This window comes from Streptomyces sp. NBC_00104, from assembly GCF_045160825.1.
GTDB lineage: Bacteria > Actinomycetota > Actinomycetes > Streptomycetales > Streptomycetaceae > Streptomyces.
Genome location: NZ_CP108215.1, coordinates 2,478,992 through 2,495,975, shown reverse-complemented (window position 1 = coordinate 2,495,975; position 16,984 = coordinate 2,478,992). Strand labels below are relative to the sequence as shown.

The 16,984-nt window shown below is 71.8% G+C and carries 13 protein-coding genes; 6 read left to right on the top strand and 7 right to left on the bottom strand.

Annotation, left to right across the window (positions count from 1 at the left end; genetic code table 11):
* Positions 1 to 100: 100 nt before the first annotated feature.
* The 3 genes from OG272_RS10795 (at position 101) to OG272_RS10785 (ending at position 3,697) form a co-directional block, all read left to right on the top strand.
* Positions 101 to 2,254 (top strand): carbon starvation CstA family protein, encoded by a 2,154-nt coding sequence (locus OG272_RS10795; RefSeq protein ID WP_327730356.1) that lies wholly within the window; start codon positions 101 to 103, stop codon positions 2,252 to 2,254.
* A complete protein-coding gene (locus OG272_RS10790; RefSeq protein WP_326583755.1) occupies positions 2,251 to 2,448 on the top strand; it encodes a YbdD/YjiX family protein in 198 nt (65 codons plus the stop codon). The genes OG272_RS10795 and OG272_RS10790 overlap by 4 nt, the downstream gene beginning before the upstream one ends.
* Before the next feature lie 289 nt (positions 2,449 to 2,737).
* Positions 2,738 to 3,697: a hypothetical protein gene (locus tag OG272_RS10785; RefSeq protein WP_405893147.1), complete on the top strand. Its 960-nt coding sequence runs from the start codon at positions 2,738 to 2,740 to the stop codon at positions 3,695 to 3,697.
* A 48-nt stretch (positions 3,698 to 3,745) separates the two neighbouring features.
* Here OG272_RS10785 and OG272_RS10780 read toward each other — a convergent pair whose 3' ends face one another.
* The 4 genes from OG272_RS10780 to OG272_RS10765 all read right to left on the bottom strand — a co-directional run bounded on the left by OG272_RS10780 (position 3,746) and on the right by OG272_RS10765 (position 10,064).
* Entirely contained in the window at positions 3,746 to 4,546 is an 801-nt protein-coding gene (locus OG272_RS10780) for an SURF1 family protein (RefSeq protein ID WP_327730358.1), read from the bottom strand.
* Between the two features lie 81 nt (positions 4,547 to 4,627).
* The gene (locus OG272_RS10775; protein WP_326583758.1) at positions 4,628 to 4,861 is read right to left on the bottom strand and encodes a hypothetical protein; all 234 of its coding nucleotides are present in this window, start codon (positions 4,859 to 4,861) and stop codon (positions 4,628 to 4,630) included.
* Between the two features lie 149 nt (positions 4,862 to 5,010).
* Positions 5,011 to 6,006 (bottom strand): DEDDh family exonuclease, encoded by a 996-nt coding sequence (locus tag OG272_RS10770; RefSeq protein ID WP_326583759.1) that lies wholly within the window; start codon positions 6,004 to 6,006, stop codon positions 5,011 to 5,013.
* 203 nt (positions 6,007 to 6,209) lie between these two features.
* On the bottom strand, positions 6,210 to 10,064 hold the full coding sequence (locus OG272_RS10765; RefSeq protein WP_405893145.1) for a HEAT repeat domain-containing protein: 3,855 nt from the start codon (positions 10,062 to 10,064) through the stop codon (positions 6,210 to 6,212).
* Positions 10,065 to 10,258: 194 nt separating this feature from the next.
* On the opposite strand from OG272_RS10765, the gene OG272_RS10760 reads away from it, so the two are divergent.
* The 3 genes from OG272_RS10760 (at position 10,259) to OG272_RS10750 (ending at position 12,711) form a co-directional block, all read left to right on the top strand.
* The gene (locus tag OG272_RS10760; RefSeq protein ID WP_326583761.1) at positions 10,259 to 10,423 is read left to right on the top strand and encodes a hypothetical protein; all 165 of its coding nucleotides are present in this window, start codon (positions 10,259 to 10,261) and stop codon (positions 10,421 to 10,423) included.
* A 681-nt stretch (positions 10,424 to 11,104) separates the two neighbouring features.
* Positions 11,105 to 11,998 (top strand): sterol desaturase family protein, encoded by an 894-nt coding sequence (locus OG272_RS10755; RefSeq protein ID WP_327730360.1) that lies wholly within the window; start codon positions 11,105 to 11,107, stop codon positions 11,996 to 11,998.
* Positions 11,995 to 12,711, top strand: a complete 717-nt coding sequence (locus tag OG272_RS10750; protein ID WP_327730361.1) for a lysoplasmalogenase — start codon at positions 11,995 to 11,997, stop codon at positions 12,709 to 12,711. Before OG272_RS10755 ends, OG272_RS10750 begins: the two co-directional genes overlap by 4 nt.
* 75 nt (positions 12,712 to 12,786) lie before the next feature.
* On the opposite strand, the gene OG272_RS10745 is transcribed toward OG272_RS10750, so the two are convergent.
* The 3 genes from OG272_RS10745 to OG272_RS10735 form a co-directional block, all read right to left on the bottom strand.
* Positions 12,787 to 13,722, bottom strand: a complete 936-nt coding sequence (locus OG272_RS10745) for a CopD family protein (RefSeq protein ID WP_405896006.1) — start codon at positions 13,720 to 13,722, stop codon at positions 12,787 to 12,789.
* A 239-nt stretch (positions 13,723 to 13,961) separates the two neighbouring features.
* Positions 13,962 to 15,335 carry a CoA transferase gene (locus OG272_RS10740; RefSeq protein ID WP_405893142.1) on the bottom strand — a complete coding sequence of 458 codons (1,374 nt, stop codon included), beginning with the start codon at positions 15,333 to 15,335 and terminating at the stop codon, positions 13,962 to 13,964.
* Between the two features lie 92 nt (positions 15,336 to 15,427).
* Positions 15,428 to 16,945, bottom strand: coding sequence for a S8 family serine peptidase (locus OG272_RS10735; protein WP_327730365.1), 1,518 nt, complete (start codon positions 16,943 to 16,945; stop codon positions 15,428 to 15,430).
* Between the last annotated feature and the right edge of the window lie 39 nt (positions 16,946 to 16,984).

Sequence of the window (16,984 nt, the reverse complement as noted above, 5' to 3'; positions counted from 1 at the left end):
ACCGTCGCTCTGTCTGCCTTTCCTTCACTCTCCTCTTCTCTCCTTCTCCGTCCTTCTTTCTGTCTTTCTCGCCGCACACCCGTTGAAGTCAGGAGCCGCCATGCCTACGTCAGTCATGCCCGAAACCGGCCCCGAGGTGCCGGAAAAATCCCGGATGTCGCCCCAGTCGATCGCGCTCTGGATCGCCGTCGCCCTCGTCGGCGCGATCGGCTGGGCCGTGCTCGCCCTGTCCCGGGGCGAGGAGATCTCCGCCGTCTGGCTGCTCATGGCGGCCCTCGGTTCGTACGCGATCGGCTACCGCTTCTACTCGCGGTTCATCGCCCGCCGGGTCCTCCAGCTCGACGACACCCGCGCCACCCCGGCCGAACGCCTCGAAGACGGTGTCGACTACCACCCCACCGACAAGCGGGTGCTGTTCGGCCACCACTTCGCGGCCATCGCGGGCGCGGGCCCGCTGGTCGGACCGGTGCTGGCGGCCCAGATGGGCTATCTGCCGGGGACCATCTGGATCATCGCGGGCGTGATATTCGCCGGTGCGGTGCAGGACATGATCGTCCTGTTCCTCTCCATGCGCCGGGACGGCAAGAGCCTCGGCCAGATGGCCCGCGACGAGATCGGCAAGGTCGGCGGTGCCGCCGCGCTGATCGGCGTCTTCGCCATCATGATCATCCTGCTCGCGGTCCTGGCGATGGTCGTCGTCAACGCCCTCGCCGATTCCGCCTGGGGCACCTTCTCGGTCACCATGACCATTCCGATCGCTCTCTTCATGGGCTTCTACCTGCGCTATCTGCGCCCCGGCCGGGTCGTCGAGACCAGCTTCATCGGGGTGGCCCTGCTGCTGCTCGCCATCCTCGGCGGCGGCTGGATCCAGGACTCCTCGCTGGCCGAGTACTTCGTCTGGAGCCCCGAGACCCTGGTCTTCTGCCTGGTCGGCTACGGCTTCGTCGCCTCCGTGCTCCCCGTCTGGATGCTGCTCGCCCCGCGCGACTACCTCTCCACCTTCATGAAGGTCGGCACCATCGCCCTGATGGCCGTCGGCGTCGTGGTCGCCGCCCCGAACCTCCGCGCCGAGTCGGTCACGGAGTTCGCCCACACGGGCGCCGGACCGGTCTTCGCCGGCTCCCTCTTCCCCTTCCTCTTCATCACCATCGCCTGCGGCGCCCTGTCCGGCTTCCACGCCCTGGTCTCCTCCGGCACCACACCGAAGCTGATCCAGAAGGAGTCCCAGGTCCGGATGATCGGCTACGGCTCCATGCTCACGGAGTCCTTCGTCGCCGTCATGGCCCTGATCGCCGCCTGCGTCCTCGAACCGGGCCTCTTCTACGCCATGAACTCCCCGGCCGCGCTGCTCGGCCCGACCGTCGACACCGCCGCCGAGGCGGTCAAGAACCTCGGCTTCACCATCACCCCGGAACAGCTCACCGCGGCGGCCAAGGCCGTCGAGGAGGAGACCCTGGTCGGCCGCTCCGGCGGTGCGCCCACCCTGGCCGTGGGCATGTCGGAGATCTTCGCCGGAGTCTTCGGCGGCGCCGGGATGAAGGCCTTCTGGTACCACTTCGCGATCATGTTCGAGGCGCTGTTCATCCTGACCACGGTGGACGCCGGCACCCGCGTCGGCCGCTTCATGCTCCAGGACATGCTCGGCAACGTCTGGAAGCCGATCGGCCGCGTCACCTGGAAGCCGGGCATCTGGATCACCAGCGCCATCGTCGTCGGCGCCTGGGGCTACTTCCTCTACGCCGGTGTCACCGACCCGCTGGGCGGCATCAAGCAGCTGTTCCCGCTGTTCGGCATCGCCAACCAGCTGCTCGCCGCGGTCGCCCTCGCCGTCACCACCACCGTGCTCATCAAGACCGGCAAACTGCGCTGGGCCTGGGTCACCGGCATCCCGCTGGCCTGGGACGTGGCCGTCACCTTCACCGCCGGCTGGCAGAAGATCTTCTCGGACAACCCGGCGATCGGCTTCTTCGCCCTGCGGGACAAGTACGCGGCCGCCATCGACAAGGGTGAGCTCCTGCCGGGCGCCACGAACATGGACGACATGCACACGATCGTCCTCAACAACACGGTCGACGGCGTGATCATGGCGATCTTCCTGCTCCTGGTCCTCACCGTCCTGGTCAACTGCACCGTGGTGTGCGTCCGCGCCGTACGCTCCCCGGTCCCGCTGCCGTCGACCGAGGCACCGTACGTCGAGTCGCGCATCGACGCGGTGGAGCGCTCCGACGACGAGTTGGTGGGGGCCCGCCAGTGACCGCCCGCAGCGTCCGGCACTGGGTACGGACCGTCCGCTGGTACCTGCGGGAGCTGACCGGAGAGGCGGAGTACGACCGCTACTGCGACCGGCACCGCCGCCACCACCCGAAGGCACCGGTACCGACCCGACGGGAGTACGACGTGCTGCGGACCCTGCGCAGAGAGGAACACCCGGAGGGCCGCTGCTGCTGAGGCCGCGGCGCGAGGACCTGCACAGGTCCGCTGCCGCTCACCCAGCCCCTGGCTGCGGGTAGCCCCGCGGCCAGGGCGGTTGCCCGCTCGGACGGTTGCCCACCCGGTCGTCCTGAGCGCGGGCACCCGTGCCGCCAGGGGTGGCACGGGTGGGCGCGGCGGCACCCGGTGAGCGCCGGTGAGCGAGACCCACCCCCGCCCAGCCCCCCCGCCCAGCCCCCACCGCGGGGCGCCCGGCAACCCCACGGCGCCCCTTCCCCGGCCACCCCCGACCCGACCGGATCCAGAGATGCTGAGACGCCGCCCCTCCCTGCTGATCCGCCCCGAACTCGACGACGCCCCGCTGCACACGACCCTCACCGAACTCCGCCCCACCCAACAGCTGCACGGCCTCGGCGCGGGCCGCACTCGCCCCCCGTGGGAACCGGTGGCCGACCTGCTACGCGCCACGGGCCGCGACTGGGACCGCCGGGCGCACCGCATCGCCGTACTGGCCGAGCGCCTGCCCGCCGCGATCCCACAGCGCTGGGCCGCCGACCGCCCGGGAGACGGGGACGCCCTCACCCTGCACGCCTTCGTCGCGTCGAACCGCGCCTCCGCCACCGACACCACCGCAGTCCGCGCCGCCGAACACTCCTGCCTCCGCGCCGCCGAGGCCTGCCCCGAGGACCCCACGCCCTGGCTGACACTGCTGACCCTGATGGACACCTGCGCCGTACCGGTCAAGGACGCCGTGCCCGCGTGGACCGAGGCCGTCAACCGGGCCCCCTGGCTCCGGACGTCCTACCACCGGCTGCTGCGCTACCTGTCGCCGCGCCGACACGGGACGGTCCCCGACATGATGGACTTCGCCTGGCAGGCCGCCGCCCGCGCACCGCACGGATCACCACTGGCCCTGCTCCCCGTGGCGGCCCGCGTCGAACTCATGGCCCACCGCCGGGGCGCGACGCCCTTCGACGCCCTCGGCTCGGGCGGCGGCAACTGGAACGAGCCCCGGTCCGTCCACGAGATCGACCTGGCGCTCAAGGGCTGGTTCGACGCCCGCACCGCACCCCACGCCGAAGCCGTCACCGACCTCAACGTCCTCGCCTTCGCCCTGACGCGTGCCCACCGGCCCGCCGAGGCCGCACCCGTCTTCCAGCGCCTCGGCCGCCACATGACACGCCACCCATGGGACCTGCTCCCCGAGCCGGAACGCACGTTCGTGTACTGGCGGGAGAGATCGACCGGCGGCCGCGGCCGGACCTGAGGCCGACTCCGACTCCGACTGCAACTCCGGCTCCGGCTGCAACTCCGACTACGCCGGTGCGGGCGCCGTCTCCTTCTCCTCCTCCGCCGTGGCGGCCGCGGCCTCCGCACGGTCGCGGCGCTCCCGGCGGACGAGGATGACGTAGCCGATGGGTACGCCGAGGGAGAAGAGCCACCACTGAAGGGCGTAGGCGTAGTTCAGCGCGGCGTTCTCGTCGCCGGGACTGCCGAGCTGTTCCGGGGTGTCGCCCTTGGGCTCGGGCGCCGTCTGCGCGAGGTAGCCGCCCAGCACCGGGACGCCGAGGCGATCCGCCTCCCGCTCGCTGTCGATCAGCATGATCTGCCGGTCCGGCAGCCCCTTGAGATCCTTGATGCCGCTCGCCTCGGTCGTCTCGTCGGGCATCAGCCGCCCGGTGACGGTGACCTCGCCCTCGGCGGGCGCGGGGATCTCGGGGAACGCGGTCTGGCTCGGGCCGTCCGCGGGGATCCAGCCCCGGTTGACGAGCAGCACCTTGCCGTCGCCGAGCACGAACGGGGTCAGGACGTGGAAGCCGACCTCGTCGTCGGCGTTGGTACGGCGGCGGACGACGACCTCGTCTTCGGTGTCGAACCGGCCCTTCGCGGTCACCGTGCGGTAGCGCTCGGCGCTGGTGACGGTGTGCCCGGGGGAGGTCAGCCGCTCCACGGGCACCGGCTTCGCGGCCAGGGCGTCGGCGACGAGCTGGTTCCGCGCGCTGCGCTCCTCGTAGCGATGCATCTGCCAAATACCCAGCCTGACCATGGTCGGGATCAGGACGAGTGCGAGCAGCGTGAGGATCACCCACTGCCGGGACAACAGGAAGCGGTACACCCCACGACCGTACAACTCGGTCGTGGGGTGTGTTCGGGCGGGTGTGCGCTCGGGCCTCGTGGGGCTCTGCCGAGGACGTGGTCAGACTTTGTCCACGATCCCCGCCTTCCCCTCGGCCCGCGCGCAGTGGGCGCCGCAGTACCAGTGGCCGTCGACCTCGACGCCCTGGCCGATGATCTGCACCCGGCAGTGCTCGCAGATGGGGGCCATGCGGTGGATCGCGCAGGAGAAGCAGTCGAAGACGTGCACCGCTCCCTGGGCATGGATCTCGAAGGTCATTCCATAGTCATTGCCGCAAACTTCGCATCTCGCCATGCGCCACAGGGTGAGCCGTCACCGCCGTGCGGGCGAGTGGGCGGCGGGCGAGTCGCCCGCCAATCACCCATCCGCACGGCCACCCGCACGACCGTCCGCGCCGCTCGTGCGGGACGCGCACGGGTCTTCCGGCCTGCCTTGCGGATCGGTCACTCGTCCGCGGGCTCGACATCGCGGAGCAACTGGCCGAACCCGGCCTCGTCCACGACCGGCGTCCCGTACTGCCGGGCCTTGACGACCTTCGACGTGTGGGAGTCCGGGTCGTTGGTGACGAGCAGACTGGTCACCCGGGACAGGCTCGTCGCGACATGCAGCCCGGCCTCGATCGCGCGGTCCTCCAGCAGATCGCGTTCGATCGACGTGTCCCCGGAGAACGCCACGCGCATGCCCTGCTTGAGTGGTTTGCCGTCCTCGTAACGCCCGGGGTTGGGATAGGGGCACGCGGGCCGCTTCCGCGAGGGCCGCCAACTGGTGGGTCGATAGCCGCTGTAGCCGCCGGGGCCCGCCTGCTGCCCGATCCGGGGCGCGGCGGCGCCGTCCCGCCACTCGGTCAGCGGTCGGCACTCGTGCAGGGGCAGGCGTACGCCACGCGCGGCGGCGACCCGCAGGCTCGGCCGGAACGCCTCCGCCAGCACCCGCGCGTCGTCCAGCGCGTGGTGCGCCCGCTGCTGTACGACCCCGAAGTGCGCCGCCAGCGACTCCAACTTGTGGTTCGGCAGCGGCAGTCCCAGCTCCTTCGACAGCGCGATCGTGCACAGCCGCTGCCGCACCGGCGCCTCGCTCTCCGCGCGCGCGTACTCCCGGGCGATCATCGACCAGTCGAACACCGCGTTGTGCGCGACGAGTACGCGGTCCGCGAGCCGGGAGGAGAACTCCTGCGCGATCTCCTGGAAAAGGGGCGCCCCTTCGAGCACATCGCTCGTCAGACCGTGGATCCACACGGGTCCCGGATCCCGCTCCGGATTGACCAGCGTGTACCAGTGGTCCTCGACCTCGCCCCGCGTGTCCAGTCTGTACACAGCCGCGGAGATTATCCGGTCGTCCCGGGCCAGCCCGGTGGTCTCCACGTCCACGACCGCGTACCCCTGCGGATACGCGGCCGGCCAAGGCGCTTGCGACGCTGCGGTCGTGTGGTCTTCGAGCATGGTCCATGAGGATACGGGCCGTGGCTGACAGCCAGTTACCCGACGGTGGGACGGTCCCGGGGGAGCGGTGTCGTCCTGGGCCGTCGAGCAGTACGACACCGTCCGGGTCCCCGTGTGCCGACCGGAGTTCGGCGTCTCCCGCCGGCGCTCGAACGGCGCCCTCGGCCCCCGTGCCGAACTGACGGCCCGCCGGGTCCTGGCCGCTACCAGTCGTCGGAGAGGCGGTCGGCGAGCGCCTGGATCTCCGGGTCATGGGGCCAGCGGTCGGCGAGCGCCATCACGGCCGCCCGCTGCAGGGTCCAGTCGGAGTCGTCGGCGGCCCGCTCGCGCAGCAGCTCCTCGGTGACGGGGTCGTCGCGCCAGCCGCCTGCCAGTGCCTGGATCGCCGCGCCTCGGCTGGTCGGGTCGGTCTGGCCGGCGACGATGCGCCGGAGCAACTCGCCGGTCTCCGGGTCGCGCCAGCCCGCCGCCAGGTCGTATACGGCGGCTGCGCGCAGGCGGTCGTCGGGGTCGTCGACGGCGAGCCGGCGAAGCAGGACGGCGGTCCGCAGGGTGCGCCAGTTCGTGACGAGGGCATGGACGGCGGTCCTGCGGACGTGGGGTTCGGGGTCGTTCTCGGCCCTGTCGTGCAACAGCTCGACGGTGTCGGGGTGGTCGCGCCAGCCGGTTCCCAACGTCCGTACCGCCGCCGCGCGTACGAACTCGACGTTGTCGTCGACTGCGAGTCTGCGAAGCAGCGATCCGGTCGCCGGGTCGTTGCGCCATCCGGCGGCGAGGGCGAGGACGGCCACCTCGCGGGCTTGCGACCGGCCCGTGCCTTCGGCGACGCCGCGGAGCAGTGCCCTGGCGTCGGGATGGTCGGGCCAGACGGAGTAGACGGCCCACAGTGTGGCCTGTCGCACCGGCTCGCTCGCGTCGGAGGTGGCGAGCTCGCACAGCCACGACAGCGTTGGAGGATGGGTGCGCCATTCTGTGGCCAGCGCCCGCACCGCAGCCACCCGGACCGTGTCGTCGGGGTGGGTTTCGGCCCGTTCGCGCAGCAGCATGGGGGTCTGCGCATCGGTGCGCCCGTCCACGACGAGGGGCTTCAGCGCGGCATGTCGCGGATCCTCCGCGGCGGGCGGAGACGTCGACCGGGCTGGGGCTGGGGCTGGGGCTGGGGCTGGGGCTGGGGCCGGGGCAGGGTCGGCGGGTCGGGGCTCGGTGCGGGCGAGCGCCCGCTTCGCGGCCTCTCGCACCCATCCCTCGGTTCCGGCGTCGGCGGTGACCGAACGCAGCAGCGCCACGGTCTGCGGATCGTCGGGCCAGCCCTCGACGAGGATGTCGAACACCCTCCACCGCAGATACGGGTCCGGATCGCGGGCGGCGCGGTCGCGTACCACGGCCGCTGCGTCCGGGTCGCGCGGCCAGCTGTCCGCGAGCGATTTCACCGCGGTGAGGCGGACCGAGTGGTCGCGGTCATCGGTCGCGGATCGGCGTACCACGGCGAACGTCTCAGGCTCGTCGCGCCAGCCGTCGGCGAGCGCGGCCAGCGCCCCCTGCCGTAGGTACCGGTCGTGGTCGGTGAGGCCTGTCCGCAGCCAGTCCCTGGTGGACCGGTCCTGGTGACGGGTCATCGCGAAGAGCTGGAGCGAGCCTCTCCTGACGTTTCCATCAGGGTCTGTCTCGGCGAACTCGCGGAGCAGACCGGCGACCTGCGGATCGTCGGGCCATTCCTGGATGAGCGCGCGCAGCGCCTCCTCCCTGTGGGCGGGACCGGGGCCGAAGACCGCCTGGCTGACCAGGCTCTCGCGGAACTCGCTGTTGTCGCGTAGCAGCGCGGCGCCGACCCGCCCGGCCGGCGGTACCTGGACCGAGACGAAGTCCTCCCCGAACCTCGTGACGCTCAGGAACTGGCCGCGTGCCCGGTACCAGTCGTGGTAGCGGGCACGGATGGCGGAGTCGCGTGCGCCGAGCCGGCCGAGCACGGGCGGCAGCGTCTCCTCGACCGCGCGGGTGACCGGGGAACCGAGGAACGCCCGTTCCGCGACCATGTGCTCGATCAGCGCGATCACCGCGTTGACGACGGCGGAACACTGGTCGCTCAGCCTGCCGGGGTCACGGACCTCGCCGAGGCACCGAGCGGCGAGCACGATGTGGTGCGGCGTCTCGCCCGAGGACGACCCGGGCCGCCGAATGAACCACAGCGGATCGGCCGCGAGGAGGTGGTCGACGATCTGGCCTGTGAGGCGCGGTTCGACCATTCCCGCGACGAGGACGAGGGTTTCGTGCCACGTGGGGTCCGCCCAGTGCTTGCCGTACACCTGGTGGATGAGGGCATCCCCGGTCAGGCTGTGCTCGACGGTGAGCCGGTGCCGGAGTTCCGCCGCGGCGTGGTATTCGAGGAAGGTCTGGTGGGGGAAGCCGAGGCCGTCGGCGCGGTGGACCAGCAGTCCGGTGTGCCGGAGAAGGTTCTCCAGGAACGCCTCCCAGCGCTCTGGGCGGATCTTGCCGGGGCGTTGCACGGCTTCGTGCGAGGCCAGTGCCTCGGTGACCGGGGTCCTGTGGTCCGAAAGCCTTCGGTAGGCCAGGTGGTTGATCAGCTCGGGCAGCCGTTCGTGGACATGCCGTGCGGCGGCGTCGGCTTCCTTGCGCGCCCGCGGACTCTGGACGTTTTCCACGAGGTGCCTGATGGATTCTTCGTGGCTTTTCGCGACCTGCTTGCTCCGGTTGTTCTCGTAGACCAGGTCGGTGAATGCTTCATACACCGCGGTGCGGCCGTCCGGCAGTGGGCGCTCGGGCTCGGCGAGGTAGAGCCGGCACAGCATGAAGGCCATCAGCGGGGTACGGGCCAGCTCGTCCAGGGAGGCGCTGCGGAGCGCACCGGCGAAGTGGCGGGCGCGGCGGGTGGCTTCTTGTCGCGGCCAGCGGGTGCTGAAGTACTTCTCCATGTAGGTGCGCAGATCGTGAGGCGCGAAAGGCTGCAGTTCGTAGTGCGGCGCCTTGAGGCCGAGGACCTGGTCGAGGACGGTGAGTTCGCCCTCGGCCAGAGGGCGGGTCGCTACGACGCACCGGTACAGCGGCGGGTCTGCCGCGACGGCGTTGGCCAGCTTCTCCAACACGGCGCGGCGCTCGTCCGCGTTGGGGAGTTCGTCGAGGTCGTCGACGAGAAGCTGCCAGTGCGCGCCGGTCCACGGCCGCTGCAGGAAGTGGTCTCGGGTCAGTTTCGGGTGCGGTCCGAACTGGCTGAGCTTTCCGGTGGCGGCGGCGAGCACGTCGGGTACGTGCGTCTCCTCTCCGGTGAGGGCGTGCGCGCTCACCCATACCGGGACGGCCGGACCGGAGTTCCCGGGGTTGTGCGTGGTGTCGAGCAATGCACCGGCCGCGTCGCGCAGCCGCGCGCGCAGCAGCGTGGACTTACCGGTTCCGGGGCCGGCGATGAGTACGCACACCCGGTCGGCCTTGCGGAAGACCGCTTCGGCCGGCTCGGAGGGAGCGGCGAGGCCGGTACCGCTCCTTCCGGCGGCAGAGCCGTCGCCGGGTACGGCGTGCCCGTCCCGGGCCGCAGCGTGGCTGCGCTGGCGCACGTAGACCTCGGCCAGGGAAGGCGGTTCGGGAATGTCCGGGTACGGGTGCTTCTCGGCGGCCTTCCGGGCGGCTTCAAGGTAGCCACGCACCTCCTCGTCCATGCCGGTCGCGCGCCGGGCATCCTCGTAGAGCTCCACCCAGGCGGGGCGGAACCTGCCCTCCACGTACCGCTTGTCCTTCCCGTGGGTCCATTCGAGCATCACGGCGACCACGGACCACAGCTCCTCGAAGTACTGCGGCACGCTTGGCTCCTTCGAGCCCTTCTCCTTGGGGAACCAGTCGTTGACCGTCGAGGAGCGCAGGTCGCCGCCTTCCTTGTACGGCCAGGGGCAGGGCACGTCTTCCGGGCGGCCCGCGGCTTTGCGCCGGCGCCGGTTGACCTCCTCGACCGCGGCCTTCTGCGTCTTCCGCTTCTTGCGCAGCGCTTGCCCGAGCTGCCCGAGCTGCTGCGCCAGCGCCTGCCGTCCCGCGTGCTCTTTCCTCGCGCTCACTTCCTGCCTTTCCGCTCGGGTGCTGTTCTGATCCGGTTGATCCGGCGCCCCAGGATCACGGTCCTGCGACCTGGCAGCTCGCGGCCGGAAATCCGGTGATCCGGTATCCATGGCCGACCCCCAAGGGTCCTGGAGAAGGTGCTCGTGGCCACCCCGTCCGGGGCGGTCGAGGCTGCTTGGGGAAGGACTGACACATGGACATCTGGTGGGCGGCGGTGCTCCTGGCCGGGCTCGCGATCCTCGCGATCGCCCTGGTGACCATCACCGGCATGGCGTTGAAGGACACCGCTTCGCAGGACCGCGCCGGCATCCTGCGCGCCGTCGCGGCATTCGTGCGGGGACTTCACGGACGACGATGACGATCCAGGCCCGGCGGCCCACCGCCTCACAGCCATCGGCCCGCCGCCGCTGGGCCGATGGCGAGGCGGGAACCGAGGCCGCGGCGATCGGCGGGGGTGACGGCGTTCGCAGCGTTCCAGGACTCCACGACGTTCAGCCCCTCTTCGCTCTCCCGCTGAAGGGCTCGGTCGCGCCGGTGCACATCTGGAGCGCGAAGCCGAGCTGGTGGCGCGTCGAGCGCCGCGGCCCGCTCATCAGTCGGAAACTCCACTGGCACGAAGCGGATCGTAGCCAGCACCGCCACCCCTCCGACGACCTTTCCGCGAACCCCGGCGGAGCCCCCGGCCGACGTGCTGATCGACGGTCCGGGCCGGGTCCGCAGCAGGCGGGAGAGTCGCGTACCCGCCGGCGATCCGGTCGGCCGACACCCGGGCCGGCCTGTCCGGGGCGGGCGGCTTCGGCAGCGGCCGTACGGGATCGGCCTCCCCCGCATCGCGACCTCCCCGTAACCCCCGCAAGGATGACCACACGGCCGTACAGCGGATGAGCAAGGGACCCCCGGCGTGGGCCGACCCACTGACAATGCCCCCTCCATGCCCCTCGGATTGGTGGAGGACGCCAAGAAGCAAGCGCGTACCACCGGAAATACTTGTCGGTAACAACGTCTAGCCCCCGCCGACCAGCGGTTCTACCGTGCCCACATGCCGAACCTGCCCGATGTCGTGCTGTGGTCGATACCCGCCTTCGTGCTGCTCACCGTGATCGAGGTGATCAGTGTCCGGATCCATCCGGACGACGATGACGCGGGGTACGAGGCGAAGGACGCCGCGACGAGCGTCGGTATGGGGCTCGGGAGTCTCGCCTTCGACTTCCTCTGGAAGATCCCGATCGTCGCGGTCTACACGGCGATCCACGAGCTGACCCCGCTGCGCGTGCCCGTCCTGTGGTGGACGGTCCCGCTGATGCTGCTCGCACAGGACTTCTTCTACTACTGGTCGCACCGCGGCCACCACGTGGTCCGGATCCTCTGGGCCTGCCACGTCGTCCACCACTCCAGCCGGAGGTTCAACCTGACCACCGCCCTGCGGCAGCCCTGGACGACCTGGACCGTGTGGCCCTTCTACGTCCCGCTCATCGCCCTCGGCGTACACCCGGCCGCGCTCGCCTTCTGCTCCTCCGTCAACCTCGTCTACCAGTTCTGGATCCACACCGAGCGGATCGGGAAGCTGCCCCGCGCGTTCGAGTTCGTGTTCAACACGCCGTCCCACCACCGGGTCCACCACGCCTCCCAGGGCGGCTACCTGGACCGCAATTTCGGCGGCATCCTCATCGTCTGGGACCGGCTCTTCGGGTCGTTCGTCGAGGAGACCGAGCGGCCGGTGTACGGGCTGACGAAGAACATCGACACGTACAACCCGCTGCGGGTCGCCACCCACGAGTACGTCGCCATCGCCAAGGACCTGAAGAACGCGGAGAGTTGGGGCGAGCGGGCGGGACGGGTCCTCATGGGCCCCGGCTGGAAGCCGGCGCGGCCGCCCGAGCGGCCCGCGGTGACCGACGAGGGCACGGCCACGGTCACGGAGACCGTCGCGTGAGACCGGACAGAGGGCCTCTCCTGCTCTTCGCCTTCGGGTTCGCCGCCGCCGTCGACCTCGGGTCCCTGGCCCTCGGTCTCACCCCCGGGCACGTCGTCGCCAAGCCCCTGCTGATGCCGTTGCTCGCGGCGTACGCGTACACGCGCGGCGCGCCCCGGTTGTTGGTCGCCGCGCTGCTCTTCGGCTGGGGCGGAGACGTGCTGCTCCTCTCCGACGCCGAGCCGGCCTTCCTCGCCGGGATGGGGTCCTTCGCGGTGGGGCACGTCAGCTATCTCGTGCTCTTCGGGAGGTCCGGCAAGTCCCGCAGGCCCGGAAGGCCCGGGCGGCTGGGGAGGCCCGGGCGGCTCGCGTACGGCGTCGCGTACGGCCTCGCCCTGGTCGCCGCCGTCGTGAGTCTGTGGCCCGGTCTGCCGGCCGATCTACGGCTCCCCGTCGCCGGATACAGCACCCTGCTGACCGCGATGGCGTGGTCCGCCACCCGGCCGGGACTCGTCGCGGGGCTCGGAGGCGCGCTCTTCGTGGTGTCGGACATGCTGATCGCGACCGGTGTCGCCGAGTGGCCGCAGCCGCCGCGCCCCGACCTGTGGATCATGCTCACCTATCTGGCGGCCCAGTACCTGCTGGTCCAAGGAGTCCTCGGCACCCTCGACACCCCCGATACGCGGCCCGCGCCCACCCCGGCGGACGGCGAGGTGACCACGAGCACGGCCTGACCAGCCGACGGCACCACCGGTCGGACCACGGCCACCCGACGCCGTTCACCCACTCGCGGCTCAGCGACTCGCCGCTCACCAGCGGATGGGCACCGGCAGCGCCGTCAGCAGCGCCGACACCGCGACGACCACGCCCAGCACCGCGACCTCCGCGCGCGCGGGAGCACAGGCGCCGAGCACGTCGTCGGTCGCGCGGCGCAAGCGCAGTCGGGCCCAGAGGGCGAGAGCGGCGACGACGGCCACGAGGAGCACCTTGGCGAGCAGGGCGCGCCCGTACGCCGTCTCCGTCAGCTGGTCGAGGACCGTGTCCGGTGGCATCCGGCGCAGGGTGCTCCCTACCCCGGTGGCGGTGATGGCGGCGAGCAGAACCACGGCCACGCGCGCGTAGAGACCCAGTAACGCGGCGCCCGCCCCTGTCGCCCGCCACGCGCGCGTGGCCAGCGTCCGCAGGACCTGGAGCAGCCCGCCCGCCCAGAGCGCCGCGCACGTCAGGTGCACCAGGGTCAGACCGGTGCCGAGCAGCGGGCTGTACTCCGTGCCGGGGTGGGCGCGCAGCGCTTCCGCGACGACGATCGCGGCCAGGGGCAGCGCCTGGGCGGCCGGACGGCGGGACAGGGCGAGCAGACCGGCCGCCGCGAAGGCGTTGACCTCCAGGAGGGCGAGTTTGCCGTCCCGGGTCTCGTAGAGACCGCCGACGTCCATGTCGGCGGGGGAGTCCGGCACCAGATTGCCCGTGGCCACGACCGAGGCCAGCCCCAGCGAGGCCACGAAACCCGCACCCGCCGCCCACGGTCCCCACCCGCTCGGCGCCTCCCCGGGCGCGCCCGGCGCCCACCGCACCAGCCACGCCACGAACAGCTCACCCACCGGCACACACAGCGCGGCCAGCGACACCGCCCGCAACAGGGCGATGCCGCCGGCCCCGGGCGCCCCGGCCTCACCCGTACCGTCCAGCGCGACACGGGGCCCGAACACGGGTATCAGCGCGCCCACGGCCACCAGGACGAGCACGACGACGGCCCGACCGGTCCCACCACCGGGCTGCCCGGGCCGCCCGGACCGCCGCTCGGCTCGCCCCTCGGGCTCGTCCGCCCCCGTTTGCGTCGCCCCCGTTTGCGTCGCCCCCGCCGTCCGTCTCGTCAGACCCACCCCCGAAAAGTTCACCAGTCGCACCAGAACCGGGCAAGTGCCGGAAAACAACTGGCAGTTCGATATTCCGCCCATACCTACGGCTCAGGGCTTCCGGTGACTCAACCCCAGCGCGCCTCGTCCGCTGCCCACACCCCCGGCGGCCGTGCCCAGTCATCCGGCCCGCCCTCGAAGGACACCGGCGGCAGCGCGTACCGCAGCCGCCCCAGCCGACTGTCCCGCTCGGCGAGCCACGCCTCCGGCCCGCCGAGCGCCTCGCCCTCGCCCGGGGCGCGCTCGATCCCGCCCGTCAGCCAAGCCGCCGTCCGCGCCAGCGACAACCGAACGACCCGGCCGTACCCCTGCTCCGGCTGCTCGGTGAGCGCCCTCAGCACGGCCGCCGCCAGCAGATACCCCGTCCCGTGGTCGAGCGCCTGCGCGGGCAGCGCGCCCGGCCGTTCCTTCGCCCCCTCGATCGCCGCGATCCCCGTCGCCACCTGCACCAGACTGTCGAACCCCCGCCGCCCGGCCCACGGCCCGTACGCGCCCCAGGCCGAGAGCTCCGCCACGACCAGCCCGGACCGTCGGGCGACCAGCGCGTCCGCCGACAGCCCGAAGCGGTCGAGCGCGCCCGGGCGGTAGCCGGTGAGGACGACGTCCGCGGCGGACAGCAGCTCCTCGAAGGCGCGCCGGTCGGCGGTGCGGGCCAGGTCGAGGGCCGTCGACCGTTTCCCGAAACCGGTGTCGGCGTGCTGGTCGAGGATCTCGGGCATCCCCGGCGGATCGACGCGCAGGACGTCCGCGCCCAGCAGGGCGAGCGTGCGGGTGGCGACCGGGCCCGCGATGACCCGGGTCAGGTCCAGGACGCGTATCCCGGCGGTGGGCGACAGCGGCCCGTCGTCGATCGGAGCGAGCACGCGCGCGGGGGCCGTGTCCAGCCGCTCGTGCTCGACCAACGGCCGAGCCGCCATGGCCCGCGCCTGCTCGTGCGCCGCCCACTGCTCAGCCGTCCGCAGGGCGACCGCCAGGCCCCCGGCCGCGTACACGGCCTCCTCGACCTCCCAGGACGACCGCTCGACGAGCGCCGACTCGACAGCGGCCACATCGGCGGCGCGCACCCCCAGCGCGGACAGCAACCGCTCCCGGTGATGCGGATAGTTGGCGTGCGTCCGCACCCACCCGTCCGCCGTCCGCCAGAACCGCGACAGCGGCGCGAAGGTGACCGGCGAACGCCCGTCGACCAGCAGATGACGTTCACTCACGAAGGCGGTGCCAACCGCCCCGTCGTCCACGCGTACCCGGGGCACCTCGGTGCGCCCGGCGCGCCGCGCCCCCAACTCGGCCGCCGCCAGCGCGCACACCCCGACGCAGGCCCGCGCCAGCTCCCGTACCGGAAGCCGGGAGTCCAGCACGCCGTCCCGTACGACGGTCGAGATCCGCCGTGGCAGCACGGGATCGCCGCCGAGCGCCGCCCACGCCTGTTCCGTCTCTGTCATGACGGGACTATGCAACGAAAGGGCCGGGCGGTGCGACACCACCCGGCCCGACGACCTCGCACGAGGACAGTCCCTACCTACGAGGACCGTCCCTACCTCGTCACCGCGTCCAGCGCGTCCGCCGTGCCGAAGCCGTAGAAGCCGTTGTAGTTCCTCGGGCCCTCGCAGACCGCGTCGATCTTGCCGTCCCCGTCGATGTCGTACGGGTCGGTGCAGGGCGTGGCGTCGGCCTGGGCGTACAGCAGGGCCTTGACCAGGGCGGCCGGGGCGCGCGGGTGGGTCGACCTGATGAGGGCGGCGACGCCCGCGACGTGCGGGGACGCCATCGACGTACCGGCCATGTAGCCCCAGGTGCCGCCGGGCAGCGGGCCCAGGATGAGGCCGCTGGTGGCGGGCGGGGCAGGAGTCTGCAAGCGCGTCGAGTCGCCGCCGGGTGCGGCGATGTCGATGACGCCCAGACCGTGGTTGGAGAAGGACGACTTGATGCCCTTGGCGCCGGTCGAGGCGACCGTGACGACTCCCGGCAGCTGGGTCGGGATGTCGAGGCACTCGGACGGGTCGATCACCCGGTCCGACGGCGTCGAGTCGTTCGGGGAGACCGGGTCGGTGATCTCGTCGGCCGCGAGGTCGTAGTTCTCGTTGCCGGCCGCGGCGACGTTGACCGCGCCCTTCTTCTCCGCGTACCTCGTCGCCCGGGTGAGGGCCTCGACGAGCGCCTTCTGGTCCGGGTCGTCCTTGCAGTTGAAGTACCAGGGGTCGGTGTAATAGCTGTTGTTGGTGACGTCCACACCGTGCTCGGCGGCCCACATGAAGCCGCAGACCACGGCCTCCGTGTAGAAGTAGCCGGCGGGCGTGGACACCTTGATGCCGGACACCTTCACCCCGGGCGCCACGCCCGTGATGCCGACGCCGTTCTTCGCGGCGGCGATCTCACCGGCCACGTGCGTGCCGTGCGCGCTCTCCGTGGGCCCCGGCCGCCAGGCGCCGTCGGCCGTGTCGGGCTTGCCCGTCACGCAGTTGACCGAGGCGTCGCGGTCGAAGTTCGGCGCGATGTCCGGATGCGTGTCGTCGACACCCGTGTCGATGACGGCCACCGTGACGTCCCGGCTGCCGAGCGACACCTCGTGCGCCTTGTCCGCCTTGATGGCCGGCAGGTCCCACTGCAGCGGCTCCAACGGGTCCTGCCCGTCCGCCGCCCGGACGTCCGCCACCTGATCGGCGGTCAGGACCTGCGGGGTGCCCACGTCGGTGGTCGACTGCGCGGGCAGCGGCGCGGTGCGCGTGGCACCGGCCGACTGGACCCCCCGCACATCACGGATCTCCGCGGCGAAGCCGGCGTTCGAGGAGTGGACGACGACCACGCCGATCCGGTCGTACGACGTCACGATCGTGCCGCCGGCCTCCGCGATCGCCTTCTTCACCCGGCCGGACGGACCGTGCCCGGGGCTCACGTTGACCACATAGCTGAGCGGCGTCGCGTCGGCCGCCGCCCGCCCGGTCGTCTCGGCGGCGGAGGCCGTGACGTTCGGTACGACGGCGAGCGCGGTCGCCATGGCCATCCCGAGCGGGAGAGCCACCAGACGGCGCGAGCGCTGGTGAGGCGCTGTCATGCTGTCTCCAGTTCGTTCGCGAATCGAGCGGTACGAAGC

Bases quoted from the DNA above. Each gene is read 5' to 3' on its own strand.
- OG272_RS10795 (WP_327730356.1), top strand. From the start codon at position 101: ATGCCTACGTCAGTCATGCCCGAAACCGGCCCCGAGGTGCCGGAAAAA.
- OG272_RS10785 (WP_405893147.1), top strand. From the start codon at position 2,738: ATGCTGAGACGCCGCCCCTCCCTGCTGATCCGCCCCGAACTCGACGAC.
- OG272_RS10775 (WP_326583758.1), bottom strand. From the start codon at position 4,861: ATGGCGAGATGCGAAGTTTGCGGCAATGACTATGGAATGACCTTCGAG.
- OG272_RS10770 (WP_326583759.1), bottom strand. From the start codon at position 6,006: ATGCTCGAAGACCACACGACCGCAGCGTCGCAAGCGCCTTGGCCGGCC.
- OG272_RS10760 (WP_326583761.1), top strand. From the start codon at position 10,259: ATGGACATCTGGTGGGCGGCGGTGCTCCTGGCCGGGCTCGCGATCCTC.
- OG272_RS10755 (WP_327730360.1), top strand. From the start codon at position 11,105: ATGCCGAACCTGCCCGATGTCGTGCTGTGGTCGATACCCGCCTTCGTG.
- OG272_RS10740 (WP_405893142.1), bottom strand. From the start codon at position 15,335: ATGACAGAGACGGAACAGGCGTGGGCGGCGCTCGGCGGCGATCCCGTG.
- OG272_RS10735 (WP_327730365.1), bottom strand. From the start codon at position 16,945: ATGACAGCGCCTCACCAGCGCTCGCGCCGTCTGGTGGCTCTCCCGCTC.